Origin of the sequence: Collinsella sp. LCP21S3_D3, from assembly GCF_052118305.1 — a bacterium.
Classification (GTDB): domain Bacteria; phylum Actinomycetota; class Coriobacteriia; order Coriobacteriales; family Coriobacteriaceae; genus Collinsella.
This window is the reverse complement of the sequence record NZ_JBQKHK010000003.1, coordinates 22,356-47,635: the sequence shown is the minus strand read 5'-3', so window position 1 is coordinate 47,635 and position 25,280 is coordinate 22,356. Positions and strand designations below refer to the sequence as shown.

Genomic DNA, 25,280 nt, shown 5'->3' with positions numbered 1-25,280 from the left:
TTTTACTCGTGAACGATCTCGACATGGACGATCTCGTCGCCGGCACGCAGCTGCGAAATCACGTCGAGGCCCTCGACCGTGGTGCCAAAGACGGTGTAACCGGAATCCAGATTGTGCTGGGCACCCAGACAGAAGTAGAACTGGGAGCCCGCAGAGTCGGGGTCCATGGAACGTGCCATGGCAAGCGCACCGTCCACATGGCTGTTGCGCGGGTTGGTGGCAAACTCTCCCTTGATGCAGTAGCCGGGGCCACCGGTGCCGGGCATACCGTCGGGGCCCTCAAGGCCGGCGGCGACGTCAGCGCCGGACATATCGCGGGTATTGGGGTCGCCGCCCTGGATCACAAAGCCGGGCACATAGCGGTGAAACTTAAGGCCGTCATAAAAGCCCATGGTGGAAAGCTCGCAGAAGTTCGCCACATGGATGGGAGCGCCCTCGCCGTCAAATTTGACCTTGATCGTACCCTTCGACGTCTCGATGATCGCACACTCGTCACCAGCGAGCTGGTACTCGGGCGTATAAAGCTCTTTCTTAAAACCAAACATGCGGTTCCTTCCTCGTGCGTTTAAAGCATATTTGTACGAATTGTAGCAATAAGCACGGGCTTCCATCAATTGCGCACGCAGGTTATGCCGTCGGAGGGCAACAAATTACGAACGCGGCTGCGGCTTCCAGGCGCTCACATTGGCATCGTACTGGTTAAGGGCGCTGTTGCCGCCCTGCGCGATGGGCGCCAAGATCTCACTCTGGTGTGCGCTCAGCGACTCGCCATCGGGAATGGACAGCGAGATATCCCAGCTCTGGCAGATCATGTCGACGCGCTCGTACATCCACTCGGCAAGCTGCTTGAGGTGCTCGATATCCTCCGCGTAGACGGTATCGTCTTGCACCTTAAGGTTGTTGAGCTCGTCTTGGGTATTTTTGATCTGGTCGCGCAGGGCATAAGCGCTCTGCGACAGCTCCTGACGCGTGGAGAGCGGCGTGCGTAGGTACCCGCTGTTAAACGAGTCGACAACCTCGCCGATCTGATCATCGTCGCCATACGACACGATCGTCCGATACAGACCGTCGAGCTTGGTATAGAGCTGGTCGTCGGAAAGGACGGTCTCCTCCTGGACCACCTCGGCGGTATCGTCGGACTTAGTCTCTTCCTCGGTAGCCTCGCCCTTCTGGCGCGAGGGGAACGTCGTCTTGGCGGCCTGGCCAAACTGGTCGTAAAAGCCCGGCATAACGCCCATGGGGTCCGACGTCACAAACCAATAGGCACTGCCGCACACGGCAGCGAGCAACACGATGACGATGAGCGGCTTGGGAATACGGCGCTTGTGCTTGTGGTAGGCATCCTCGTCAGGATGTACCTTGCGCTTGGGTTTTTGATTTTTGGACTGAGCGTCGTCACGAAGGGACACCGGCAGCGGGATATCGACCTTGGGAATGCCAAAATCCTTGTCGAAAGCCGGCAGCACGCAGGTCTCATTGGGATCGGCGGCATCGGAAAGTACCGCGGCGGCAGAGGCCGGCGCATGGGGCACCTCGGTATCGATCTGCTCCTGCGTCAGGCGGGGAAAACCAGCCGTGCGCCCAGCAGCCAGGTCGGATGCTGCCGCATCCTCGGATAGAATGCCCGGGGCAGGGCGCCCGCACTTGGAACAGGTACGGTCATGAGGCGACAGACGGGCACCGCAGCCTTCGCAGAACACAAACTCGGTGTGCTCGGGGCCATCGCCCGGGCCAACATAGGTGTTGCAATAGGGGCAGAACGAGGAGCCGTCCTCTATGGTCTTGAGACAATGCGGGCAAATCACGGCATCCTCTTTTCGGAATCATTCGAACCATCGAGGTTAGAGCATAACATCGCTACGCCCCTAAAGGCACAGAGCACCAATTCAACATCGCAGGGTAGCTAATTTGGGACGGGGCTTTTTTAGCTGCCCTGGCCGCCAATCGGCCAAATAGATCGCGTCATCAGCCGGGTAGCTAAAAAAGCCCCGTCCCAAATTAGCTACCCTGTGAGGTGCGGTTACTTCTTCTTCTTGCTCGGCATCGAAACCTTAATGCCCTGCGCGGACTTGGTCACGCGCGAGCGCTTGGCGCCCGCGCCCTTCATTTTTTTGGGCTGGGTCTTTTCCACGCCCTCGAGCGCGCGGGCTTCGGCCTCACGTGTCGTACGCTCCTCGCGGCGCTGCGCCATGTCGGCGGCGACGCGCTTGGCAAAACGCTCGGCCGTCGAGCCCGTCGAGCTCACCTTGCCGCCACCGCGGCCCAAGCGAACGCGCACGCCGCGGCCAAAGCCAGTGGCGGCATGGCGGCGACGCGGCTTAAGCGAATCCATCATCGAGGCGAGTTTAAAGAACACGCTGCAAGTAAAGACCACAATCACCAGAAGGATAATTGCCTCGCCCATCGACAAGTTGGCGATAGACAGCAGCTCGGGGAATCCGATAACGCCCACCAAGATGCCGACGACGACAAATACAAAGAGCATCACGCGCAAGGGAGTGAGCGGCTGCGAGATACGCCAGATCAGGCTCACGCTTGCCGCGCACGACGTGAGAAGGCACATCGTCGACAGCGTGAGCTGGCTAAAGCCAAACACGCGCGCCACAAAGATGTCGAGCGCCGCGGCCAAAATGACTGCAACCGACGCCGGCAGCGCGCGCTTGAGCACATTGGTCAAGAATGAGCCCTTCACGCGGGCATTGTTGGGCTCAAGGCCCAGCACAAAGCCCGGCGCGCCGATGCAGAAGAAGTTAATGAGCGTCATCTGGATAGGCTCAAAGGGATACGGCGGCAGCGCGATGCACAGCGCCGCCAGGCCCATCGAAAACAGCGTCTTGGTCAGGAACAGCGAGGCCGAACGCTGCAGGTTGTTGATGGATCGACGGCCCTCGGCCACCACGGCGGGCATCGAAGCAAAGTCGTTATCGACCAGCACGATCTCGGCCACGTTGCGTGCGGCGTCGGAACCGGCGGCCATGGCCACGGAGCAGTCCGCCTCCTTGAGCGCCAGCACATCGTTGACGCCGTCGCCCGTCATGGCAACGGTATGGCCGCGACGCTTGAGCGCCTGCACGAGCTCGCGCTTCTGCTGCGGGGTCACGCGGCCAAAGACATGGTAGCGGTCCACCGCCGCATCAATCTTGGACGGCGTATCGAGCGTCGTGGCGTCCACATAAGCGTCCGCCCCCGGCACGCCCACCACGCGCGCGATCGACGACACCGTACGCGGGTCGTCGCCACTGATCACGTTAAGGGTCACGCCCTGCTCGTTAAAGTAGCCGATGGTCTCGGCGGCCGAAGTGCGAATCTCATCGCGAATGGTCACAAAGCCCACGGGCTCGGCCTCGCCCACCATATCGCCATCGGGCGTAAAGCCGTCCACACGGGCCACCACGAGCACGCGGCAGGTGCCGGCAAGCTCGGCCACACGATTTTCGACCTGCGCAAAGATACGCTCCGAAAGCACAAATTGCGCCGCACCCATCACATAGGAGCCCTGCGCAAACGAGGCGCCGCTCCACTTTTTGGAGGACGAAAACGGAATGACCGACAGCGGCTCGGACACCTCGACCGGGCGGTCGGCGTAGTAGTTGAGCAGCGCCTGGCAGGTCTCATTGGCATCAGCCGAGGTCGCGCGCGCGACATTGGCAAGCGCAAAATCGAGCACGGTAGTATCGACAGGGACAGGTGCCTCGTCCGGGGCCAAGCCCACACCCTCAACGGGCAACGGATAAGTGCCCTCGACCTCCATGCGACCCGACGTGATGGTGCCCGTCTTGTCCAGGCACAGCACGTCGACGCGCGCGAGCGTCTCGATGCAATAGAGCTGCTGCGCGAGTACCTTGCGGCGCGCTAGGCGCACCGTGGCGATGGCAAGCACTGACGAGGTCAGCAGCACCAGGCCCTGCGGAATCATGCCCAAAAGAGCGCCCACCGTGGACAGCAGCGCCGACGAAGGCACGCGACCGGCCAGCAGCTCGGAAAAGCACCACGAAAGCGCGCTATCGCCCGGGGTACCGGCGGCGTCCCACAACCCACTTACACTCGAGGCGAACAGAGCCAGACCGAGCGGAATCATGATGACGCTCGCAAAGCGCACGATGGCGTTGAGCGCGTTCATGATCTCGGAATTGACCTTTTTGACGTACTTGGCCTCGTTGTTGATCTTGGCCACATAGTTATCCGCACCAACATGGACCACGCGGGCACGCAACAGGCCCGAGTCGATAAAGCTGCCGCTCATGAGCTCGGAACCAGGTTGCTTCTTAATAAGGTCGCTCTCGCCCGTCAGCAGACTTTCGTTAACGAGCGCCTCGCCCGATACCACCACGGCGTCGGCAGGTATCTGGTCGCCGCGCCCCAGACGAATGATGTCGTCGAGCACGATCTGGTCCAAGTCGAGCTCCACCTCGGCGCCATCGCGCACCGCGATGGCCTTCTTAGAGGTCAGCAGTGTGAGCTTATCGACCATCTTCTTGGAGCGCATGGACTGGATAACGCCAATGGCGGTATTGAGGAACACCACGAACAGGAACGTCAGGTTCTTGAACGATCCGGTCATAATGACCAAAATCGCTAAAATCACGTTGATCAGATTGAACAGCGTGCAGAGATTTTCGATGATAAGCTCACGAACCGATTTGGTCTTGAGCTCCATGTTGCGGTTGATCTTGCCGGCGGCAATGCGCTCCTCGACCTCGGCGGTCGAAAGTCCGCGCTCGATATCCGTCGTTGCCATACCACGTCCTATCACGTCGCGTCGGTATAAGAAAAACCGCCCGGACCATGCGAGGTTCGGACGGTCTTACGTTCGATGGTGCCCCATGTTGGATTCGAACCAACGGCCTTCTGCTCCGGAGGCAGACGCTCTAATCCCCTGAGCTAATAGGGCCAACGGTTAGCATTATACCCAAGTGCGCCACGAGCTAACAACATAATAGAAAAAGCTCTGCAATTACGTGGGAGACGAAGCGCAACGGCTCACTTTAGGACGCAAAAGTGAAATAATTAGTATAAACTCTCATGCACCATATGATACGGCTCGCACTGCGGGCCGTTTTTGCAAGGGTTATCCATCGAGGTGAGAGGCACACCATGATTGCAATTTTAAAGCAGAGCGCCAGCGATGAGGCCATCGGCCACATCGTCAGCTGGATTGAGAAGAAGGGTCTCAAAACCGACGTGTCGCGGGGCGAGAACGAGACCATCATCGGCCTGGTGGGCGATACGACCAAGATCGACCCGTTCCTGCTCGAGTCCATGGACGTCGTCGAGCGTGTGCAGCGCGTCTCCGAGCCGTTCAAGCGTGCCAACCGCAAGTTTCACCCCGAGGACTCTGTCATCGACTGCGGCCACGGCATCAAGATCGGCGGCGACCAGTTCCAGGTCATCGCCGGACCCTGTTCCGTCGAGGGCGAAAACCTCATTCGCATCGCCCGTCGCGTAAAGGCCGCCGGCGCCACCATGCTGCGAGGCGGTGCCTACAAGCCCCGCACCTCCCCTTACGCCTACCAGGGCATGGGCCCCGCCGGCCTGGACCTGCTATGCGAGGCCTCGGCCGAACTCGACATGCCGATCGTCACCGAGATCATGGACCCGCGCGACGTGCAGGTCTTCTTGGATAAGAAGATTGACGTCATGCAGATTGGCGCCCGCAACGCGCAGAACTTCCCCCTGCTCAAGGAGGTCGGCAAGACCAAGACCCCGGTCCTGCTCAAGCGCGGCATGTCCGGCACCGTCGACGAGCTGCTCATGGCTGCCGAGTACATCATGAGCGAGGGCAACGACAACGTTATCCTGTGCGAGCGCGGTATCCGCACCTTCGAGACCCGTACCCGTAACACCTTCGACCTCAACGCCGTGCCGGTGCTGCACCACCTGTCGCACCTGCCCGTCGTGGCCGACCCCAGCCACGCCACCGGCTACACCCGCTACGTTGAACCCATGGCGCTCGCCGCGACCGCCTGCGGCGCCAATGGCCTGGAAATCGAGGTCCACGACGAGCCCAGCCGCGCGTGGTCCGACGGCGCCCAGGCCCTCACCCCCGACCAGTTCGACGACACCATGCGCCGTATCCGCGCCATCCGCGAGGTTGTCTGCCAAGAGACCATGGAGTAGCCCATGGGTACGGTAAGAAACGCACGCGTTAACCAGGGCGGCCCCAAATGCGCCGGCGTTGTGGGCCTGGGTCTGATCGGCGGTAGCTTTGCCCGCGGCTATGCGCAGGCGGGCGTCCGCGTGCTGGCCTGGGACCCCGACGATGACGTCATGACGGCCGCCAGCATGGGCACCGTCGCCGGCGAGCTCAACGACGAGACGCTCGGCGAGTGCGACATCATCGTGCTGGCCTGTTACCCCGAGGCCTGCATCGAATGGCTCGAGGCGCACGCCCAGGCACTCGCCGACGCCACCGATACCGAGGCCATCATGGGGCCCGTGGTGATTGACACCGTGGGCGTGAAGGGCATCGTGTGCGAGCGTGCCTTCGAACTCGCCCGCGAGTACGGGTTTTACTTTGTGGGCGCGCACCCCATGGCGGGCACCCAGTACTCGGGCTACGCTCACTCCCGTGCCGACCTGTTCCAGGGCGCGCCACTCGTGCTCGTGCCGCCTGCAGTGGACGATGCGCTCAAGCTGGAGCTTTTAGGCCAGGTGCGCGAGATGGTGCGCCCCTTGGGATTTGGCAAGTTCAGCGTGACCACCGCCGCCGAACACGACCGCGTGATCGCCTTTACGAGCCAGCTCGCGCACGTCGTCTCAAACGCCTACGTCAAAAGCCCGACTGCCCAGATTCACCACGGTTTTTCGGCCGGTAGCTACCGCGACCTTACCCGCGTGGCGCACCTCAACCCCCAGATGTGGTCCGAGCTCATGATCGACGACGCCGATGCGCTCGCCTTCGAGATCGACCATCTGATCGACTCGCTCGGCGCCTACAGCCGTGCGCTCAAGGACCGCGACCAGCGCTATCTTGAGAATCTCCTTGCCGAGGGCGACCGCATTAAGCGCGCGCTCGACGACGAGGCCACCCACTAGACCACCTACCACGCCAGGTCGAAAGGACCAAAGCTTATGGCGATTACCATCGATATCGACACCGCACGCCCCTACCAGGTGCACGTCGGCACGTTTTTGCTGGAGCAGGCGGGCCCGCTCGTGCGCGCCACCGCCGGCGGATCGCGCGCCGTCATTGTGACAGACACCAACGTGGGTCCGCTCTACCAAATGCCCGTTAAGCAGAGCCTGGAGGCTGCGGGCTATACGGTGAGTGTCTGCACCTTCGAGGCCGGCGAGGCCCACAAGCGCGCCGAGACCTACATCAACATCTTGGAGTTTGTGGCCGAGCACGAGCTTTCGCGCTCCGACGTGATCGTGGCACTCGGCGGCGGCGTCGTAGGCGACGTGGCCGGCTTTGTGGCCGCCACCTACATGCGCGGCTGCAAGTTTGTGCAGATCCCCACGAGCCTGCTCGCTATGGTCGATTCGTCGGTGGGCGGCAAGACGGCCATCGACCTAGCTGCCGGCAAAAACCTGGCCGGCGCCTTTTGGCAGCCGAGTGTTGTTATTGCCGACGTGGGGTGTCTCGCCACCCTCACGCCCGAGCAGTTCGCCGACGGCTGCGGAGAGGTCGTCAAACACGCCGTGATCGCCGACCCCGAGCTTTTCACCGAGTTGGAGAAGACCCCGCTCACGCTGGAGCTCCTCAACCGCGACGTTGCCCGTGTGGCGCTCATCATCGCCCGCAATATCGACATTAAACGCGCCGTGGTTGTCGCCGATGAGCGCGAGACCAACCAGCGCAAGCTGCTCAACTTTGGACACAGCGCTGGACACGCTGTCGAGGCCTGCGAGCACTTTGAGCTGGGACATGGCAACTGCGTGTCGATCGGCATGGGTATCATCACGCGCGCCGCAGCGCTTCATGGCATTTGCGACGCCGAGCTGCCCGGCCGCATCGAGGAGCTCTGCGCACGCCACGGCCTCAAGACCCGCTGCTCGCTTTCCGCCGACGCCGTCTTTGCCGAGGCGCTGCACGACAAAAAACGAGCCGGTGACACCATCGACTTGGTAATTCCGCACGACATTGGCCGCTGCAGCATCGACCGCACGCCGCTTTCCGCCTTTCATGATTTAATTGCCGAGGGCCTCGGCCAGAAGGGAGACGCTTCCGCATGCTAGCCCGCATCACTCCGTCCCCACTCAAGGGCACCGTCCCCGCCATCGCGTCCAAGTCGATGGCGCACCGCCTGATCATCTGCGCCGCCCTTGCCAACGGAGAGACGCATGTGACCTGCAACACCACCTGCGCCGATATCGAGGCCACGGTACGCTGCCTCACGGCACTCGGCGCCCGCATCGAGACCGTCGAGGATGGCTTCCAAGTCCATCCCACTATGAAAAGTATTGAGTTCGGCCTGCTCAAGGCACTTGCCGGCGGCACGCTCGACTGCGGCGAGAGCGGCTCCACGCTCCGCTTTATGCTGCCCGTCGCCTGCGCGCTGGGAGCAGAGGCCACGTTTGTGGGCCAGGGCCGTCTGGGCGCCCGCCCGCTCTCCCCGCTCTCGGACGAGATCATCGCCGCCGGCTGCGACCTGCAGGGCCTGGGCGGCTTTCCGCTCAAGACAAGTGGCCGCATGCGCCCGGGCACGTTTATCCTGCCGGGCAATGTGAGCTCACAGTACATCTCCGGTCTACTGTTGGCAGCCCCGCTGCTGGCCCAGCCCTCCTGCGTGCAGGTGACCGGCCTTATCGAAAGTCGCCCCTATATCAACCTGACGATCCAGGCCATGAAGGCCTTCGGCGTCGAGGTCAACGTCGATCGTATCCCCGCCAAAAACGGCAAGCCCGAGGTCACAAACTTCCGCGTGAGCAGCGGCTCGTACCGCACGCCTGGCAACGTGGCTGTCGAGGGCGACTGGTCCAACGCCGCCTTTTGGCTGTGCGCCGGCGCCATCGGCTCCGACCCCATCACCGTGGAGGGCGTGTCGCTGAGCTCCGCGCAGGGCGACCGCAACGTGCTCGCCGCGCTTTCGCGCTTTGGCGCCCGCATCGTGCGCTCCACCAACGCCGCCACCGTGCAGTCCGACAAGCTCGCCGGCTTCGAGATGAGCGCGCACGACATCCCCGACCTGGTACCCGTTATCTCGGCCGTGGCCTCGCTGGCACAAGGCCGCACCTTCATCCGCGATTGTGCCCGCCTGCGCATCAAAGAATCTGACCGCCTGGTCACTACCACCCGCGAGCTCACCGCGCTGGGCGCGCAGGTGCGCATTGCCGGCGACGATCTCATCATCAAGGGTGTCGATGCTTTTACCGGCGGCGAGGTCGATTCGCACAACGACCATCGTATCGCCATGATGGCCGCTATCGCCGCGAGCCGTGCCACCGGCGAAGTTGTGATCCACGGCGCCGAGGCCGTCAACAAGTCCTATCCCGATTTCTTTGACCACTACCGCCTGCTGGGCGGCAAGGTCACGCTCGAGGAGGAGTAGCATGTCCTCGACCTTTGGCAACGTATTGCACTTAAGCATCTTCGGCCAGTCGCACTCCTCCGCCATCGGCTGCTCGCTCGACGGCATTCCGGCAGGTATCGCCGTTGACCAGGAACAGCTTCAGGCCTTTTTGGACCGTCGCGCCCCCGGTCGCGACGAGACCGCGACCAAGCGCCGCGAGGCCGACGCCGCGCACATCATTGCCGGTGTGGTCGATGGGCACACCACCGGCGCGCCCATCGCTGCGATCATTGAGAACACCAACACGCGCTCCAAGGACTACTCCGAGCTGCGCCGCAAGCCACGTCCGGGCCATGCGGACTACCCCGCGCGCGTGAAGTACCACAACATGCACGATGTCGCTGGCGGCGGACATTTCTCCGGCCGCCTAACGGCCCCCCTATGCATCGCCGGCGGCATTGCGCTGCAGGCGCTCGAGGCCCGCGGCATCAAGGTGATGGCGCACGTGGCGCAGATCGGCGGCATATCCGACCTGCCCATGGACGACATGGTCTATCGCGAGGCCGACCGCAAGGCGATCCTTACGAACGACCTACCGTGCATCGACGCGGCAGCTGCCGGCCGTATGCGCGAGGAGATTCTCGCCGCACGCGACGAGCTTGATAGCATCGGTGGCATCGTGGAGTGCGGCATCTACGGACTTCCCGCGGGCATCGGCGACCCCATGTTCGACGGCATCGAGAACCGCATCGCGCACATCGCCTTTGGCATTCCCGCCGTAAAGGGCGTGGAGTTTGGTATGGGCTTTGCCGTGGCCGCCATGCGCGGCAGCGAGAACAACGATCCGTATCGCGTTGATGCCGAGACCGGCGAGGTTGCGGTCGAGTCCAACAACGCCGGCGGCATTCTGGGCGGCATTTCCACCGGCGCACCCGTCATGTGGCGGATGGCCGTAAAGCCGACGCCCTCCATCGGTCGCGAGCAGCAGACCGTGGACATGGACGCCATGGAAAATGCCGAGCTCTCGGTCCACGGCCGCCACGACCCCTGCATTGTCCCGCGCGCTGTCCCCGTAGCCGAGGCAGCCGCAGCGCTCGCCATCTGGGACGCCCTCCTGGAGGACGCTGCCCAACGCTAGCCCGCCCACCCCGAGGGTAGTTAATTTGGGACGGGGCTTTTTTAGCTACCCCCATATGCCAGTGAGTATTTGCCCCGGCACCCATCGATTCGCCACCAGTCAAAGGGTAGCTAAAAAAGCCCCGTCCCAAATTAACTACCCCAGGCAACGATTCACGAAAGGGGTCTCCATGGACCTTGCCGATATTCGCCAAGCCATCGACGGCATCGATACCACGCTCCTCAATAGCTTTGTCGAGCGCATGGACATTGCCACCGAGGTCGCCAAGTCAAAAATCGAGATGGGCAAGGCCGTCTTTGACCCCGCCCGCGAGCGCTCCAAACTCAACAACCTCGCCGGCCGCGCGCCCGAGCGCTACGAGGCCCAGACCATCACCCTGTTCCGCCTCCTCATGAGTATGAGCAAGGCCGAGCAGCAGCGCTACATCAACGAGCTCAAGGGCATCACCGTGTCGCAAAAGGCCCATGCCACGGCAGCAGCATTTGACACACCTTTCCCTCAAACGGCCTCCGTCGCCTGCCAGGGCGTTGAGGGCGCCTACAGCCAAATCGCCGCATGCAAGCTCTTCGACGTGCCCGATATCGCGTTCTTCGAGACCTTCGAGGGCGTCATGCGCGCCGTGCGCGACGGCTTTTGCGAGTTTGGCGTGCTGCCCATCGAAAACTCAACCGCCGGCTCGGTCAACGTCGTCTACGACCTGCTCGCCCAGTTCGACTTCCACATCGTGCGCTCGCTGCGCCTCAAGATCGATCACAACCTGCTCGTCAAGCCCGGCACCAAGCTCGCCGACGTGCGCGAAGTCTACAGTCATGGCCAGGCCATCGCCCAGTGTGCCGGCTTTATCGAGGCCCACGGCCTGCACGCCACCGAGTACCCCAACACCGCCATGTCGGCCGAGATGGTCGCCAACTCCGATCGCACCGACGTCGCCGCCATCGCCTCGCGCAGCTGCGCCGCGCTGTATGGCCTCGAGGTGCTGGAGCCCAACATTCAAGACTCGGACAATAACTACACGCGCTTTGTTGTCATCTGCCGCGAGCCGCGCGTCTATCCCGGTGCCAACCGTACCTCGCTTATGATCACCACGGCCAATGAGCCGGGCGCCCTCTACCGCGTACTCGAGCGCTTCTACGCGCTCAACATCAACCTCATCAAGCTCGAGAGCCGCCCCATCCCCGGGCACGACTTTGAGTTTATGTTCTACTTTGACCTGGACTGCCCCTTTGGCAGCAAGGCCCTCGACGACCTGCTCGACTCGATTGACGACGTGTGCGAGAGTTTCACCTATTTTGGCAGCTACACGGAGGTGCTCTAGATGACCGAAACCGCTGCAACCCGCCCCTACGGCGTGCTGGGCCGCGTGCTGGGCCACAGCTACACCCCGACCATCTACAAAGAGCTCGCGGGCCTGGAGTACGTGCGTTTTGAGCGCGAGCCCGAGGACCTCGAAGCCTTTATGACGGGCGACGAGTGGGAGGGCACCAACGTGACCATCCCCTACAAGCGCGCCGTCATGGAATACCTGGACGAGCTGAGTCCCCTGGCCGAGCGCATGGGCAACGTCAACACCATCACGCGCCTACCCGACGGCCGCCTGCGCGGCGACAACACCGACTACTTTGGTTTTCAGTGTCTAGTCGAGGAGTTGGGCGTAGAGGTTGCCGGCAAGAAGGTCCTCGTGCTCGGTGCCACCGGCGGTGCCGGCACCACGGCCAGCATGGTGCTCGGTGACCTGGGCGCCATCGTTGTGCCTGTCGGCCGCACGAGCGAGGTCAACTACGATAACATCGCACAGCAGTCCGACGCGGCGCTGCTCGTCAACTGCACGCCTGCTGGCATGTTTCCCCACTGCCCCGACGCGCCCTGCACGCTCGAAGGGCTCGATGCGCTCGAGGGTGTCGTCGACATTGTCTACAATCCCGCCCGCACGGGTCTGATGCTCGAGGCCGAGCGCCGCGGCATCCCCTGCATCGGCGGCCTGCTGATGCTCGTGGCCCAAGCGGCACAGGCCGTTGAGCGCTACACCGGCCAAGTCACCCCGCGCGAGCGCATCCTGGACGTAACGGAGCGCTTGTCTCGCCGCGAGCAGAACATCGCGCTCATCGGCATGCCGGGCTCGGGCAAGACCCGCGTGGGCGAGCAGATCGCCCAGCTCACGGGCCGCGAGCACATCGACTTGGACCGCGCGCTCGAGGAGCGTCTGGGCATGCCCTGTGCCGACTTTATCGTCGAGCGCGGCGAGGCGGCCTTCCGCGAGCAGGAGACGTCGGCACTGGCCGACATCTCCAAGCGCAGTGGCCTGGTGCTCTCCACCGGCGGCGGCGTGGTCACGCGCGACGAGAACTATCCGCTGTTGCACCAGAACAGTCAGATTGTGATGCTCAACCGCAAGCTCGAGGAGCTCGCCCACAAGGGTCGCCCCATCACCGCCCGCGACGGCATCGACAAGCTCGCCGAGCAGCGCATGCCGCGCTACCGCGCCTGGGCCGACTACATCATCGACTCACGCGACTGCGCCGCCAACACCGCCCGCGCCGTCCTCGACACCCTCTAAAACCTGCCAAAAAGGGACAGGTTTATTTTGGCAGGTTTTATCTGGGCAAACGCCGCAGACAGCAAGCTCCGCCACCAACCAGACCACAAAGGAAGCAACCATGAAAGCACTCGTCATCAACGGCCCCAACCTCAACATGCTCGGCATTCGCGAGCCGGGTATCTACGGCAGCGACAACTACGACCGCCTGGTCCAGATCTGCCAGGAGGCAGGCGCCGCACAGGGCTTTGACGAGGTCGAGGTCTTCCAGTCCAACCACGAGGGTAGCATCGTCGACAAGATCCAAGAGGCCTACGGCAAGGTCGACGGCATCGTCATCAACCCGGCTGCCTACACGCACACCAGCGTAGCCATCCTGGACGCCCTCAAGGCCGTCGCCATCCCCGCCGTTGAGGTCCACATTAGCGCCGTAGAGACGCGCGAAGACTTCCGCCAGGTGAGCTATGCGCGCCTGGCTTGCTTCGCCACCATCACCGGCGAAGGCCTCCAGGGCTACGCTCACGCGCTGGAGCTGCTGAAGGAGCATCTCGAAGAGTAGCGTCGCGAGCAAATCCATCAACACGACTACGCGCTAATAAAGCCAGCGCCGGCAGTAGCGACCTCGCTGCTGCCGGCATTTTATTACTGGCATATAATCGTTGCAGTCACACTACGTCTGGAGACCCACATGCTGAGCATTCACCTGGGGGATTACCCCGGTTCCATCTACGATACCGAAACCTATTTTAGGAACTCATACTTGGACTCATGGTTCGAAGACCCCATGGCCGCACAGATTATTAAACGCGTGGACGGATCAGAGCTCATCGGTCCCCACAACATCGTAAGCAAGCAGCTGGGCTCAATCACTCCACTCGAACTGTCCGGCGGCGTTAAGACGCTGCTGCTGGTGCGCAATCTCCCAAATATGGTGTTTAACGCATCCACCTGCGGAGACAACTGTGCCCGCTGGCTACTCAAGATCGGCAAAGAACAGGATGTGCTGGTGACCCTTTACCACATCATGAAATTCCCCTGGAAGAACTTTGAAATCCGCATTGAAAACGATGGCCGCATCGTCAGGAACATGCAGGAGTTTGTCGGTGCCACGAATGACTTTTTGGATGTTGATGAATAATGAGGGGAACGCACACCGTTGTCGTAGAGCGTGCAAAGGTCAAATACACGCTCACGTTTAAACGAAATATTTCCTTCATACGCGGCAACAGCGGCACGGGCAAAACGACGCTCATCTCGATGATTCGCGACTACAACGACCGAGGACCGGAAAGCGGCGTTGCACTCAGCTGCGACGTACCTTGCGAAACGCTTTCTGGCAGACGCTGGGAGCGCGAGCTGTCGATCATCGAAGATTCAATCGTCTTTCTAGATGAGGGTAACGAGTTTATCTACTCAAAGGACTTCGCCAAAGCCGTCAACGGCTCGTCCAACTATTTTGTTCTGATATCTCGTCGCGACGCCAACGAGCTCCCCTACAGCGTCGACGAGATCCTAAAACTGGTCAACACCACAAGCAAGACGATCAATGGCCGCAAGAGCGACAGGCGCTTCTACTCGGTGACCAAGCCGCTATATGACCACACGGCAAGTATGCTGTATCAGGACCTTAACGTAGGTTTCGACAATCCCGATGCCGCAATTGTCGAGGATAGCAAGTCTGGTTATCAATTCTACAGCGCCCTTTGCAACCGACTGGGAATCCCCTGCTACACCGCTACCGGCGTAGCAAACCTAAAACGAACGATTCACGAATGCCCCGAGCAAAACATTCTTGCCATTGGAGACGGAGCAGCGTTTGGTCCCTACATCGAAAAGGTGCTGGGACAGCGCGTTTACAAAAACGTTCGCTTGTTCCTCCCGGAATCATTTGAGTGGACGCTTCTGCAATCCGGCCTCATCCCCAACAACGACATTCCAAAAATCCTCAAGGATCCTTCGAGCTATATCGAAAGCCGCAAGTACCTAAGTTGGGAGCGGTTCTTCACCGACGTATTGATCAAGTACTCGGCAGACACTCGCTATGCCTACAAAAAGGCAAAGCTCAATGAGCAATACCTGAAGCCGCAAGCAATAGATGCAGTAGCAAACGTCTTGCCCGAGTGTTTAAAAGCAGAATAGATACGGCGGGGAGGACCAAGTTGGTTCTCCCCACTGTCGTTACGCCTTCTTGATCACATAAGCCAATCCAATATCGCAGGCGCAGCGCACGATTGATGCGAAGAGCCACGATGCCGACAGTGACATAAGCAGAGGCATGGTCTGCCAAGGGATAAACCAATCAACCGCATGGATTGCGAAGATGGCAAGGCTGGCCTGCCCGCAAAACACGAGTCCTAGCTCAAAGGACCCCAAAAACGGCACGTCTTTCAGCTTCTCCAACGCCATCGAAACCCAGCACACGCAGTAGCTGCCGGCAAGAGCGGCAACTGTCGCAACCAAAAACCCATCCACGCGGCGACTCGAAAGCTCAAGCCCACTCAGCGCGGCAAGGATAAGCCAAGCGACACCGGCTCCAATAAACAGCAGAGGCTTGCACACGCTCGGCTCCAGCCCCCTCTGGCGCGCCGTATACCCAACCCACATCAGCAAGACAATGTAGCAGCTCAGATCCAAATCGAGTGGCAGGTAAACACCAAAATAGCGAGAGACGCTCAAACCGCAAAAGGCAATCGCGGCACAGACAACGCCCTGCCAAACAACCCCAATCCCGCGGCGGTCAAACAATCGCACGAGCGCATTAAACAGCAGGCGCGACGTAAACAGCGCCGCTAGAAACCATGCCATGCCAACGGCAGCAACGCCAAGCCCGGGCACATCAACGCCCGAGGCAAACACAAGCGTCTCGAACCCGCCTGCAAGTGTACCTCCCGTCAACGGAGCGCCGCTCATCAAGAACGTCGGCACCTGCCACGCCAGTGCAAGAACCACATACGGCACCAGCAGGCGCGACACCGAACCACTCAGCAGCTCACGCCACGGCTTCGGCCTAAACGTATACCCGGCAAGAATAAAGAACACCGGCATGTGAAACGAGAAGATCGCGTGCCTCAAGGGAGAGGGATTTGGGACGGTGTGCCCCACAATGACCAGAATAATTGCAATCCCCTTTGCAATATCGATCCAGTCGAGCCTTTTGCTTCCCATAGCGAACCCTTCAAAACCGCAGCACACAAGACGAAAAAAGCCCAGACCACCAAGCGGCCCGGGCTCAATAAACGATGGTGCTCCATGGCGGATTCGAACCGTCGACCTTGGGATTAGAAGTCCCCTGCTCTATCCAACTGAGCTAATGGAGCAAATAACCGCACGCTCAACCAAATAAATCAGCCAAGCGGCTGTAATTATAACCTAGTTGAACTGCTCGCGATACGCCTTGCAGACCTCATCAACCGGGCCGTCCATGCGAAGGTCACCCTTCTCAATCCAAACGGCACGCTGGCAAATACGCTCAACCTGCTCCATGGAATGCGAAACGAATAGAACCGTCACGTCACCGCTCTGGATAAAGTGTTGGATGCGCGCCTCGCACTTCTGCTGGAAGAAGACATCACCGACGGACAGCGTCTCGTCAACGATCAGGATATCGGGCTCGGTGATCGTCGCGATTGCAAAGGCGATGCGCGCCACCATGCCCGAGGAGAAGTTCTTAAGCGGCATATCGACAAAGTTCTGCAGCTCAGCGAACTCAATAATGCCGTCAAAGTTGGCATCGATGAACTCCTTGGTATATCCGAGCAGAGCGCCGTTCAGATAGATGTTCTCACGGGCTGTCAGCTCGGGGTCAAAGCCGGCACCAAGCTCAATCAACGGCGCGATGTTACCGTGCACCTTAACGCTGCCCTCACTGGGCTCGAGCACGCCGGCGATAATCTTGAGCATCGTGGATTTGCCGGAGCCGTTGGTGCCGACCAGACCCACAACCTCGCCACGATGAATATCGAACGAAATGTGCTTAAGTGCCCGAAACTCCTCAAAGAACAGCTCGTGCTTTGCAAGCTTGATAAAGTACTCCTTGAGGTTGGTCAGCGACTCGGACGCCATGTTAAAGATCATGGTGACGTCGTCGACCTCGACAGCCAGAGGCTGCTCGCTGTAATCAACAACAGATTCAGTCATCACAGCACTCCTTAGATGTAGAGGATAAATTTGCGCTCGGACTTATGGAACACGGTGTAGCCAATAACAAGCGCAAGGGCAGCCCAAGCGACGCACATACCAAACGTCATAAGCGAGGGCGTAGTCTGGAACAGGAAGATATCACGCATAAACTGCAGATAGTTGTACATGGGGTTCGCGTAAACCAAAATACGAACAAGATGAGGCATCTGAACGATAAAGTCGGTAGTCCAGAAGATAGGCGTGATATAGGTCCAAGCCGTGATGACAACACTCCACAGATGCATGACATCGCGGAAAAAGACCGTAAGGGCAGAGAGCATCATGCCCAGACCCATGCAGAAGCACATAAGCAGCAGCAGGCAGACGGGCAGCAGAATGAGGTGCCAAGAAGGCATAGCGTGGAACCACAACATGACAATCGCGACGGCGACCAGGGAGAAGGCAAAGTTCACCAGCGAGAAAAGCACCTTCTGCACCGGGAAGACCCAGCGGTGCACTTTAACCTTCTTGAGCAGCGGAGCCGCACCTACGATGGACGTCAGTGCCTGGTTCGTGGACTCGGACATCACGGCAAAGGTAACGTTACCCACAATCAAATACAGCGGGTACATCTCGGGCGTAATCGAACCATTGCGGCCCTGGGCAAAAATCGTCGAGAACACGATGGCCATGACGATCATCATCAGCAGTGGGTTGAGCACCGACCATGCGACGCCCAGAACGCTACGGCGATACTTGATCTTAAAATCCTTGGTAACCAGCTGACGAAGGATAAACGCATCCTTCTCAAATTCGTTCTTAGCAAACGTCGCAGGCAGACTGCGAGTTTCTTGTTGCTTTGTCTGATCCGACACGGACGCAACTCCCTTACTCGTAATCGTTGATAAATGAACAGTATAGACCCGACGGCCATGCAAAAGATTCGCGCAGCAAAACTGGAGAACTAACCCACATCTAAGGATGTCAGACGCAAAGGGCTATACTTTCTGGGATTGAATGTATAAGGAGTATTGAGTGAATTCTGAATCCATCGCCGTCATCATCCCTTGCTACAACGAAGCGCTCACGATCGGTAAGGTCATCGACGACTTTCACCGCGAGCTTCCGCAGGCGACGGTCTATGTTTATGACAACAACTCGTCGGACGATACCTCACGCATCGCCACCGAGCACGGCGCCACGGTCCGCTTTGAGCCCCGTCAGGGAAAAGGCAACGTCTGCCGTCAGATGTTTCGCGATATCGATGCCGATTGTTACCTGATGGTCGACGGGGACGACACCTACCCCGCCGAGGCGGCTAAGGCCCTCTGCGAGCCCATCCTTAACGGCACGGCAGACATGACCGTAGGCGACCGCCTTTCCAACGGCACCTATGCCGAGGAAAACAAGCGCGCCTTCCATGGTTTTGGCAACAACCTAGTTCGCGCCATGATCAAGTGGATCTATGGCTACAGCTTCGATGACGTCATGACGGGCTATCGCGCAATGAGCCGTCCCCTTGTTAAAACGTTCCCCGTGCTTTCCGAGGGCTTCCAAATCGAAACTGAGCTCTCGATCCACGCTGTCGACCACCGCTGGCGCATCAAAGATGTGCCCATTGAGTACCGCGACCGTCCAGAAGGCTCCGAATCCAAGCTCAACACCGTCAGCGATGGCATTAAAGTCGTCGCGATGATCGGTACGCTGTTCAAGGACTACCGCCCGCTGAAGTTCTTCAGCCTCGTCGCGCTTCTATTCGCGATTATCGGCCTGGCTTTGGGCATTCCTATCTTTGTTGAGTACTTTCAGACCGGCCTGGTCCCGCGCTTCCCCACCGCCATACTCGCCGCCTCGTTTATGTTCCTGTGCGGCCTGAGTCTTGCGACCGGATTCATCCTGGATTCTGTAGCAAAGGTCGAAAAAAAGCAGTGGGAGGTCAACGTGTACAGCAAGTACGCCTACGACGACCAGCCCGGCAGGTCCGCGACCACGCCAAGCGAGAGGTAGATCTTCCGCAGAATACTATTGGCACCACTGTGCAGATAGCCACCAACAAGAAAAGCCGCCGTTAACAAGCGGCGGCTTTTGCTCTCGCAAATTAAATAGAGACTAGAGCGTCTTGAGGCACTCCCCCAGCTCCTCCTCCCAGTCGGGCATGTGGAAGCCAACCGACTCGAGCTTGGAAAGGTCGAGCGCGGAGTGGACCGGGCGCGGTGCGACGGGGCCCTCGGCGCCGGCGTAGTAGTCGTCGGTCGAAACCGGCACGACCCTGTCCCCGTTGCCGTTGGCGGCCTCGAAGACGGCGCGGGCGATGTCGGCCCAGGACTTGACGGCGCCGGAGCCGGTGCAGTTATAGGTGCCATAGGGGGCGTGCGAGCCCAGCACGTGGAAGATGGCCTCGGCCATGTCGCGCGTGAAGGTCAGGCGTCCCAGCTGGTCGTCCACGACGGTGACCTGCGTGAGCTTGTCCTCGGGGTCGGCGACGCGGTCGGAGAGGCCCTTCATCGTCTTCACGAAGTTGTGGCCCTCGCCGATGACCCAGCTGGAGCGCATGATGTAGTGGCGCGGGCACCCGGCCACGGCGATGTCGCCGGCGGCCTTGGTCTGGCCGTAGACGGACAGCGGGCTGAACGGCTCGTCCTCGGTGTGGACCCCGGCCATACCGTCGAAGACGTAGTCGGAGGACACGTGGACCAGGGTGATCCCGTGCTCGGCGCAGGTGCGGGCGAGCAGCGCCGGCCCCGTCGCGTTGGCCTTCCAGGCGGTCACGCGGCCCTCGGGGGTCTCGGCCCTGTCGACCGCCGTGTAGGCGCCGCAGTTGATCACGGTGCCGTAGAGCGACCAGTCGTATTGTGAATAGGCGTCCGAGTCGGACATGTCGAAGGTGTCGATGTCGCAGAAGTCGAAGTCCTTGGCGACGCCGCGCTCCTCGGCCAGCGCGCGGACCGCACGGCCCAGCTGGCCGTTGCAGCCGGTGACGAGGGTGCGCTTCGGCGCCATGGGGACGACGTCCTTAAGGTACGGGTGGTTGAGGTCCGCCTCGGATACGGTGGCCTGGTCCAGCGGGATCGGCCACTCGATGGCGAGCTCGGGGTCGGCGAGGTTCACGAACGTGTAGGTCTTCTTCAATTCAAGGGACCAGTGGGCGTCCACCAGGTAGGTGTAGGCGGTGCCGTCCTCCAGCGCCTGGAAGGAGTTGCCCACGCCGCGCGGGACGTAGATGGCCCTGCTCGGGTCCAGGGTGCAGGTGAACACCTTGCCGTAGGTGGCGCTGCCCTCGCGCAGGTCCACCCAGGCGCCGAAGACCGAGCCGCGGGCGACGGAGATGAACTTGTCCCAGGGCTCGGCGTGGATGCCGCGGGTGACGCCGCGGCTGTCGTTGTAGGAGACGTTGTTCTGGACGACGCGGATGTCGGGGATGCCCAGGGCGGTCATCTTGGCGCGCTGCCAGTTCTCCTTGAACCAGCCGCGCGAGTCGCCGTGGACGGCGAGGTCGACGACCTTGAGGCCCCCGATGCCCGTCTCGGTGACGGAGAGGTCCTTCTCGAATGCGATGTCTGCCATGTGGGAAAAGCTCCTATCGAAGAGGTTGGGTAACCGGGGGGCGCCCGCGCGGGGACGCAGGATCATCCCCATGCCCTGCGGCCCCGCGCGGGCGCCCCGCGGTGCGGTCCGCCGGGGTTCAGCCTATTGGCCCTGCGCCCTGTAGCGGGCCTCGGTGGCCTCCTTGGCCGGGCGCCACCAGGACTCGTTCTCGACGTACCAGTCGATGGTGGCCTTGAGGCCCTCGGCGAAGTCGGTGTGGGCCGGCCTCCAGCCGAGCTCGCGCTGGAGCTTGGTGGAGTCGATGGCGTAGCGGCGGTCGTGACCGGGGCGGTCGGCGACCCAGTCGAAGTCCTCGGGGTCCTTTCCCATCGCCTCCAGGATCATGCGCAGGACGGTGATGTTGTTCTTCTCCCCGTCGGCGCCGATGAGGTAGGTCTCCCCCATGCGGCCCTTGGTGAGGATGTCCCAGACGGCCGAGGAGTGGTCCTCGGTGTGAATCCAGTCGCGGACGTTCTCGCCCTTCCCGTAGAGCTTGGGGCGCACGCCGTCGATGATGTTCGTGATCTGCCTGGGGATGAACTTCTCCACGTGCTGGTAGGGACCGTAGTTGTTGGAGCAGTTGGAGATGGTCGTGCGCAGGCCGTAGGTGCGGGTCCAGGCGCGCACGAGCATGTCGGAGGACGCCTTGGTGCTCGAGTACGGCGAGGACGGGTGATACGGCGTCTCCTCGGTGAACTTCGCCGGGTCGTCGAGCGCCAGGTCGCCGTAGACCTCGTCGGTGGAGACGTGGTGGTAGCGGACGCCGTATTTCCTAACGGCCTCCAGCAGGCGGAAGGTGCCCTCGACGTTGGTGCGCAGGAAGGGCTCCGGGTCGGCGATGGAGTTGTCGTTGTGGCTCTCGGCGGCGTAGTGCACGATGGCGTCGTGGCCCGGCACCAGCCTGTCCAGTAGCTCCGCGTCGCAGATGTCGCCCACGACGAGCTCCACGCGGTCGGAGGGCAGCTCTGCGATGTTCTCGGGGTTGCCGGCGTAGGTCAGCTTGTCCAGGACGGTGACGTGCACCCCGGGGTGGTTGTTGACCACGTAGTGCACGAAGTTGCTGCCGATGAAGCCGCAGCCGCCTGTGACGATGATATTCTTGGGTTCAAAAATCTCAGACATAATGCTCCAAATTAAATCTACCCGTTTGGATGAACGTACTTAAACATCTGAACAAATGAGGCACTGTCAGAAGAAACGTCCTCGCAATTCTCGCGGTTACCGTACTTCTTAAAGCCCAGATTAGTATAAAAGGTCAACAGGCTTCGAGCATCAACAGCGTCAAGAACGACAAATCTACCGCCGGCAAGACGATGAACCTCGCGCACAGAATCCTCTGCAAGAGACATTAACTGCTCGCCACTCACGAGATCGGCATAACGGTCATTTTTGCCAAATTGGGCAAGCAGCACAACAGGGAGCTCAATAGAATCAGAAGCCGGGTCGTACTCACCGAAATATTCGAATTTCTTTCGGAACGACCGACTCACATTGACCGCGGGAATACTTGCAACTTTTAGCGCAAGTGCATAAAAACCAACAAACGAGGCGCTGTCGACATCAAATACCAAATATGAAGATGCAGCCCCGCGCTTGTTAAATTCAAGAGCCTTACAACGCACGAAAAGCTCAATGTCAGAATTCCGCTTGCACGAAAAGGAGGAGAGGACCAATTCGATCTTCTCCTCCGATTGAACTTCGCAAAGATCAAATAATGAGTATGCGACCAGAGCCATGTCTAAATTCCCATTTTGGCGAACAATTTATCGATTGCTTTTTGCTTCTCAACTGATACGCGCCCATTGGCTAAACGCTTCGGGGATTTAATCGAGGCATCCATTGCTAATCCTTTTTCATATGCTTCGCATAAGGCCCTGGCGCCCTCAACAGAGGTAACCCGAATAGGCGCTTTAATACTAGATGTAGCCATTGATAACTCCCTTCTCCATAACGTTTAGGCAGATTCTACCCAATATACCCTAGTACTCGCGCGGGCTGTTGACGATCTCGCCGGCGGCGACCTTCTTGAGGTGCCGGCCGTAGACCGACTTGCCGTAGGCCTCCGCGGCCCCCTTGAGCCCCTCGGTCGTGATCCAGCCGTTCTCCCAGGCGATCTCCTCGGGCACGGACACGGGCAGGTCCTGGGAGTGCTCGACGGCGCGGACGAACTCCGCCGCCTCGTGCAGGCTCTCCATGGTGCCGGTGTCCAGCCACGCGTATCCGCGGCCGAGGGTGACGACGGAGAGCGTCCCCTCCTCCAGGTACATCTGGTTGAGCGTGGTGATCTCCAGCTCCCCGCGGGCGGAAGGCTGAACCTTGTGGGCCTTGGCGGCGACGTCGCCCGGGTAGAAGTACAGACCGGTGACGGCGTAGGAGCTCTTGGGCTCGGCGGGCTTCTCCTCGATGGAGACGGCCCTCCCCTGTGCATCGAACTCGACGACGCCGAAGCGCTCGGGGTCGTCCACGTGGTAGCCGAAGACCGTGGCCCGGCCCGACTCGGCGTTCTGGACGGCGCGCGTCAGGTGGCGCGACAGGCCGTTGCCGTAGAAGATGTTGTCGCCGAGCACCAGGGCGCACGGCTCGCCGGCGATGAAGTCCTCGCCGATCGTGAAGGCCTGGGCCAGGCCGTCGGGGCTCGGCTGCTCGGCGTAGGAGAGGTTGACGCCGTAGCGCGAGCCGTCGCCGAGCAGGCGCTCGAAGTTGGGGAGGTCCGTCGGCGTGGAGATGACAAGGATGTCCCGGATTCCCGCCAGCATGAGGGTGCTAAGCGGGTAGTAGATCATGGGCTTGTCGTAGACCGGCAGCAGCTGCTTGGAGGTCACGAGCGTGAGCGGGTACAGGCGGGTGCCGGACCCGCCGGCGAGGATAATGCCTTTCATATCAAAATCTCCTTCTAAGGAAAAAACAAAAGTTGAGAAGGCTAAAGTAATTCTATATTAATTTGACTGTCATTATTCCTTTCGGAAGAGGAACAACACATGCCAACGGCTCTGCTTACCAACCTGAACATCAACTCCCGTACTGGCTCAGAGCTTCACACTCTTGAGTTCGCCAAACAACTGCAAAATAGAGGCTACGTTGTCACCTGCTTTTGCTTATGCGCCGCTTACCCTTTACTTAAAGAATTTGAAGAAGAAGGCATCGAAGTATTGACCCTAGGAGACGAGACCAGACTCGAGAATCAGTATGATTTATTTATTGCACAACACCGAGTAGTAAGTGAATACATATATTCACTTCAAAGAATTACGTTCTCATCCATTTTTATTTCAGTACTCGGGCTCTCAGATGAACATGAAGGCTTGCCCTTTTTCACAAATCTGTCAGACGGAATCATCGCCGTCAGCCATGAAGTTAAAGGTCATATAGAAAACAGTGCTCAGGCGCATAATATTCAGCTCCCCCCCGTCCACGTCTTTCCAAACTACTGCACGAAATCTTTTTACGATTATCATTACCAGGGAAATAATGGACTGAAAAGCATCTGCTGCATATCTAATCATCCCGCCCCAGAATGCCTCGAAGCATTTGATTTATTAAAAAAAGACGGAATAAGGGCCGATGTCTTTGGCTATCAATCTCAAAGTGTCAAAGTGACGCCGGAATTACTTTCTCAATATGATGCTGTAGTTTCCATCGGAAGAACCGCACAGGAATGTATGTCCATGGGAATTCCCTTCTATTGCTATGACCACTTCGGGGGACCTGGCTATATCACTCCTGATAACATCGAACATAATGCCCTTTTCAATTTTTCTGGACGACCAGAGAAACGAAAGAGCTCGGCGCAACAACTCTATAGTGATTTAGTCAATAGCTATGCAGAAGCCCAAAGGATGCAAAGCCAAATAAAGGATTTATGCATAAACAGATTCCAGCTAGAAAATCTATTCGAACAAGTCATGAGCTTTATTAATGCCAATAAAAACAAAAAGCCTTTCGCGCAGAATCCTATTTCTGATGAAGCAAAAGAACTCTACAGACTTAAGGCGATAAATTATTCAACAAGCTATGAAAACGCTTGCATTGGCCAAGGCGAGCTCTTTTATGACAAAGAATCTGAATCCAACCCACAAGCCCAGCAGTGCAATAGCTATCGGTTTAAATATAGGTACTCAACTGAAGTCGAAATAGAGCTCCCCGAGCAAATAGGAAGCGGGCTTATTATCATTAGATTCGATCCCGATAATAAGCCGTGCAAGTGCACTCTTAGTAATTACAAGCCCACTTCAAATAACTGTTTTTTTTCGAATGCAACACAAGAGACATTTCTGACATTCGACCCCCAATATCAGTTATCAGGGGCAAAAAGTATCCACTTCATCGCAAATAAACTGGACCTCTCGGATGTTATATGTATCTGCAATCAAATAAACAAAAAGCAGACTAGTATATTTGGAAAACTGTTTCACAAGTAAAGGCCTGGCGACGTATTATGTCGCCAGGCCTTTAC

23 protein-coding genes and 2 tRNA genes are annotated in these 25,280 nt (G+C 59.4%); 12 read left to right on the top strand and 13 right to left on the bottom strand.

Going from position 1 to position 25,280, the window contains the following annotated elements:
• Positions 1-2: 2 nt before the first annotated feature.
• From ACTQ1S_RS02120 to ACTQ1S_RS02105, 4 genes are all read right to left on the bottom strand, one after another.
• Positions 3-545: a peptidylprolyl isomerase gene (locus ACTQ1S_RS02120; protein ID WP_154516178.1), complete on the bottom strand. Its 543-nt coding sequence runs from the start codon at positions 543-545 to the stop codon at positions 3-5.
• 105 nt (positions 546-650) lie between these two features.
• On the bottom strand, positions 651-1,805 hold the full coding sequence (locus ACTQ1S_RS02115) for a double zinc ribbon domain-containing protein (protein ID WP_441546960.1): 1,155 nt from the start codon (positions 1,803-1,805) through the stop codon (positions 651-653).
• 215 nt (positions 1,806-2,020) lie between these two features.
• Positions 2,021-4,738 carry an HAD-IC family P-type ATPase gene (locus ACTQ1S_RS02110; RefSeq protein WP_441546959.1) on the bottom strand — a complete coding sequence of 906 codons (2,718 nt, stop codon included), beginning with the start codon at positions 4,736-4,738 and terminating at the stop codon, positions 2,021-2,023.
• Positions 4,739-4,814: 76 nt separating this feature from the next.
• Positions 4,815-4,891 (bottom strand) — tRNA-Arg (locus tag ACTQ1S_RS02105).
• A gap of 203 nt (positions 4,892-5,094) precedes the next feature.
• Here ACTQ1S_RS02105 and aroF point away from each other — a divergent pair.
• The 10 genes from aroF to ACTQ1S_RS02055 all read left to right on the top strand — a co-directional run bounded on the left by aroF (position 5,095) and on the right by ACTQ1S_RS02055 (position 15,262).
• Positions 5,095-6,117, top strand: a complete 1,023-nt coding sequence (aroF, locus tag ACTQ1S_RS02100) for a 3-deoxy-7-phosphoheptulonate synthase (protein WP_154516169.1) — start codon at positions 5,095-5,097, stop codon at positions 6,115-6,117.
• A gap of 3 nt (positions 6,118-6,120) precedes the next feature.
• Positions 6,121-7,035, top strand: a complete 915-nt coding sequence (locus ACTQ1S_RS02095; RefSeq protein ID WP_441546958.1) for a prephenate dehydrogenase — start codon at positions 6,121-6,123, stop codon at positions 7,033-7,035.
• A gap of 36 nt (positions 7,036-7,071) precedes the next feature.
• Positions 7,072-8,178 carry a 3-dehydroquinate synthase gene (gene aroB, locus ACTQ1S_RS02090; RefSeq protein WP_441546957.1) on the top strand — a complete coding sequence of 369 codons (1,107 nt, stop codon included), beginning with the start codon at positions 7,072-7,074 and terminating at the stop codon, positions 8,176-8,178.
• Positions 8,172-9,491 (top strand): 3-phosphoshikimate 1-carboxyvinyltransferase, encoded by a 1,320-nt coding sequence (gene aroA, locus ACTQ1S_RS02085; RefSeq protein WP_441546956.1) that lies wholly within the window; start codon positions 8,172-8,174, stop codon positions 9,489-9,491. The genes aroB and aroA overlap by 7 nt, the downstream gene beginning before the upstream one ends.
• A gap of 1 nt (position 9,492) precedes the next feature.
• Positions 9,493-10,590 (top strand): chorismate synthase, encoded by a 1,098-nt coding sequence (gene aroC / locus ACTQ1S_RS02080; protein ID WP_441546955.1) that lies wholly within the window; start codon positions 9,493-9,495, stop codon positions 10,588-10,590.
• 169 nt (positions 10,591-10,759) lie between these two features.
• Positions 10,760-11,905, top strand: coding sequence for a prephenate dehydratase (gene pheA, locus ACTQ1S_RS02075; RefSeq protein ID WP_441546954.1), 1,146 nt, complete (start codon positions 10,760-10,762; stop codon positions 11,903-11,905).
• Positions 11,906-13,144 carry a shikimate kinase gene (locus ACTQ1S_RS02070; RefSeq protein WP_441546953.1) on the top strand — a complete coding sequence of 413 codons (1,239 nt, stop codon included), beginning with the start codon at positions 11,906-11,908 and terminating at the stop codon, positions 13,142-13,144. It abuts the gene before it with no gap.
• A 100-nt stretch (positions 13,145-13,244) separates the two neighbouring features.
• On the top strand, positions 13,245-13,682 hold the full coding sequence (aroQ, locus tag ACTQ1S_RS02065) for a type II 3-dehydroquinate dehydratase (RefSeq protein WP_441546952.1): 438 nt from the start codon (positions 13,245-13,247) through the stop codon (positions 13,680-13,682).
• Between the two features lie 129 nt (positions 13,683-13,811).
• A complete protein-coding gene (locus ACTQ1S_RS02060; protein WP_427748113.1) occupies positions 13,812-14,261 on the top strand; it encodes a DUF4869 domain-containing protein in 450 nt (149 codons plus the stop codon).
• A complete protein-coding gene (locus ACTQ1S_RS02055; RefSeq protein WP_441546951.1) occupies positions 14,261-15,262 on the top strand; it encodes a hypothetical protein in 1,002 nt (333 codons plus the stop codon). Before ACTQ1S_RS02060 ends, ACTQ1S_RS02055 begins: the two co-directional genes overlap by 1 nt.
• Positions 15,263-15,301: 39 nt before the next feature.
• Here ACTQ1S_RS02055 and ACTQ1S_RS02050 read toward each other — a convergent pair whose 3' ends face one another.
• From ACTQ1S_RS02050 to ACTQ1S_RS02035, 4 genes are all read right to left on the bottom strand, one after another.
• Positions 15,302-16,288: an acyltransferase family protein gene (locus ACTQ1S_RS02050; RefSeq protein WP_441546950.1), complete on the bottom strand. Its 987-nt coding sequence runs from the start codon at positions 16,286-16,288 to the stop codon at positions 15,302-15,304.
• A 75-nt stretch (positions 16,289-16,363) separates the two neighbouring features.
• Positions 16,364-16,440: transfer RNA gene (locus ACTQ1S_RS02045), tRNA-Arg, on the bottom strand.
• A gap of 52 nt (positions 16,441-16,492) precedes the next feature.
• Positions 16,493-17,260 (bottom strand): ABC transporter ATP-binding protein, encoded by a 768-nt coding sequence (locus tag ACTQ1S_RS02040; RefSeq protein WP_006236046.1) that lies wholly within the window; start codon positions 17,258-17,260, stop codon positions 16,493-16,495.
• An 11-nt stretch (positions 17,261-17,271) separates the two neighbouring features.
• The gene (locus ACTQ1S_RS02035) at positions 17,272-18,117 is read right to left on the bottom strand and encodes an ABC transporter permease (RefSeq protein WP_441546949.1); all 846 of its coding nucleotides are present in this window, start codon (positions 18,115-18,117) and stop codon (positions 17,272-17,274) included.
• A gap of 160 nt (positions 18,118-18,277) precedes the next feature.
• Between ACTQ1S_RS02035 and ACTQ1S_RS02030 the strand changes: the two genes are divergently transcribed.
• Positions 18,278-19,249: a glycosyltransferase family 2 protein gene (locus ACTQ1S_RS02030; protein WP_441546948.1), complete on the top strand. Its 972-nt coding sequence runs from the start codon at positions 18,278-18,280 to the stop codon at positions 19,247-19,249.
• 102 nt (positions 19,250-19,351) lie between these two features.
• Here the strand turns inward: ACTQ1S_RS02030 and ACTQ1S_RS02025 are convergent, their stop codons facing one another.
• The 5 genes from ACTQ1S_RS02025 to rfbA all read right to left on the bottom strand — a co-directional run bounded on the left by ACTQ1S_RS02025 (position 19,352) and on the right by rfbA (position 23,706).
• Positions 19,352-20,806: a sugar nucleotide-binding protein gene (locus ACTQ1S_RS02025; protein ID WP_441546947.1), complete on the bottom strand. Its 1,455-nt coding sequence runs from the start codon at positions 20,804-20,806 to the stop codon at positions 19,352-19,354.
• Between the two features lie 123 nt (positions 20,807-20,929).
• Positions 20,930-21,949 (bottom strand): dTDP-glucose 4,6-dehydratase, encoded by a 1,020-nt coding sequence (gene rfbB, locus ACTQ1S_RS02020; protein WP_441546946.1) that lies wholly within the window; start codon positions 21,947-21,949, stop codon positions 20,930-20,932.
• Positions 21,950-21,966: 17 nt separating this feature from the next.
• Positions 21,967-22,563, bottom strand: a complete 597-nt coding sequence (locus tag ACTQ1S_RS02015; protein WP_441546945.1) for a hypothetical protein — start codon at positions 22,561-22,563, stop codon at positions 21,967-21,969.
• 2 nt (positions 22,564-22,565) lie between these two features.
• Positions 22,566-22,757 (bottom strand): hypothetical protein, encoded by a 192-nt coding sequence (locus tag ACTQ1S_RS02010; protein WP_441546944.1) that lies wholly within the window; start codon positions 22,755-22,757, stop codon positions 22,566-22,568.
• Between the two features lie 49 nt (positions 22,758-22,806).
• Positions 22,807-23,706, bottom strand: coding sequence for a glucose-1-phosphate thymidylyltransferase RfbA (rfbA, locus tag ACTQ1S_RS02005; RefSeq protein WP_441546943.1), 900 nt, complete (start codon positions 23,704-23,706; stop codon positions 22,807-22,809).
• Positions 23,707-23,805: 99 nt separating this feature from the next.
• Here rfbA and ACTQ1S_RS02000 point away from each other — a divergent pair, with 99 nt between their 5' ends.
• Positions 23,806-25,245, top strand: a complete 1,440-nt coding sequence (locus ACTQ1S_RS02000; protein ID WP_441535777.1) for a hypothetical protein — start codon at positions 23,806-23,808, stop codon at positions 25,243-25,245.
• Positions 25,246-25,280 lie beyond the last annotated feature (35 nt).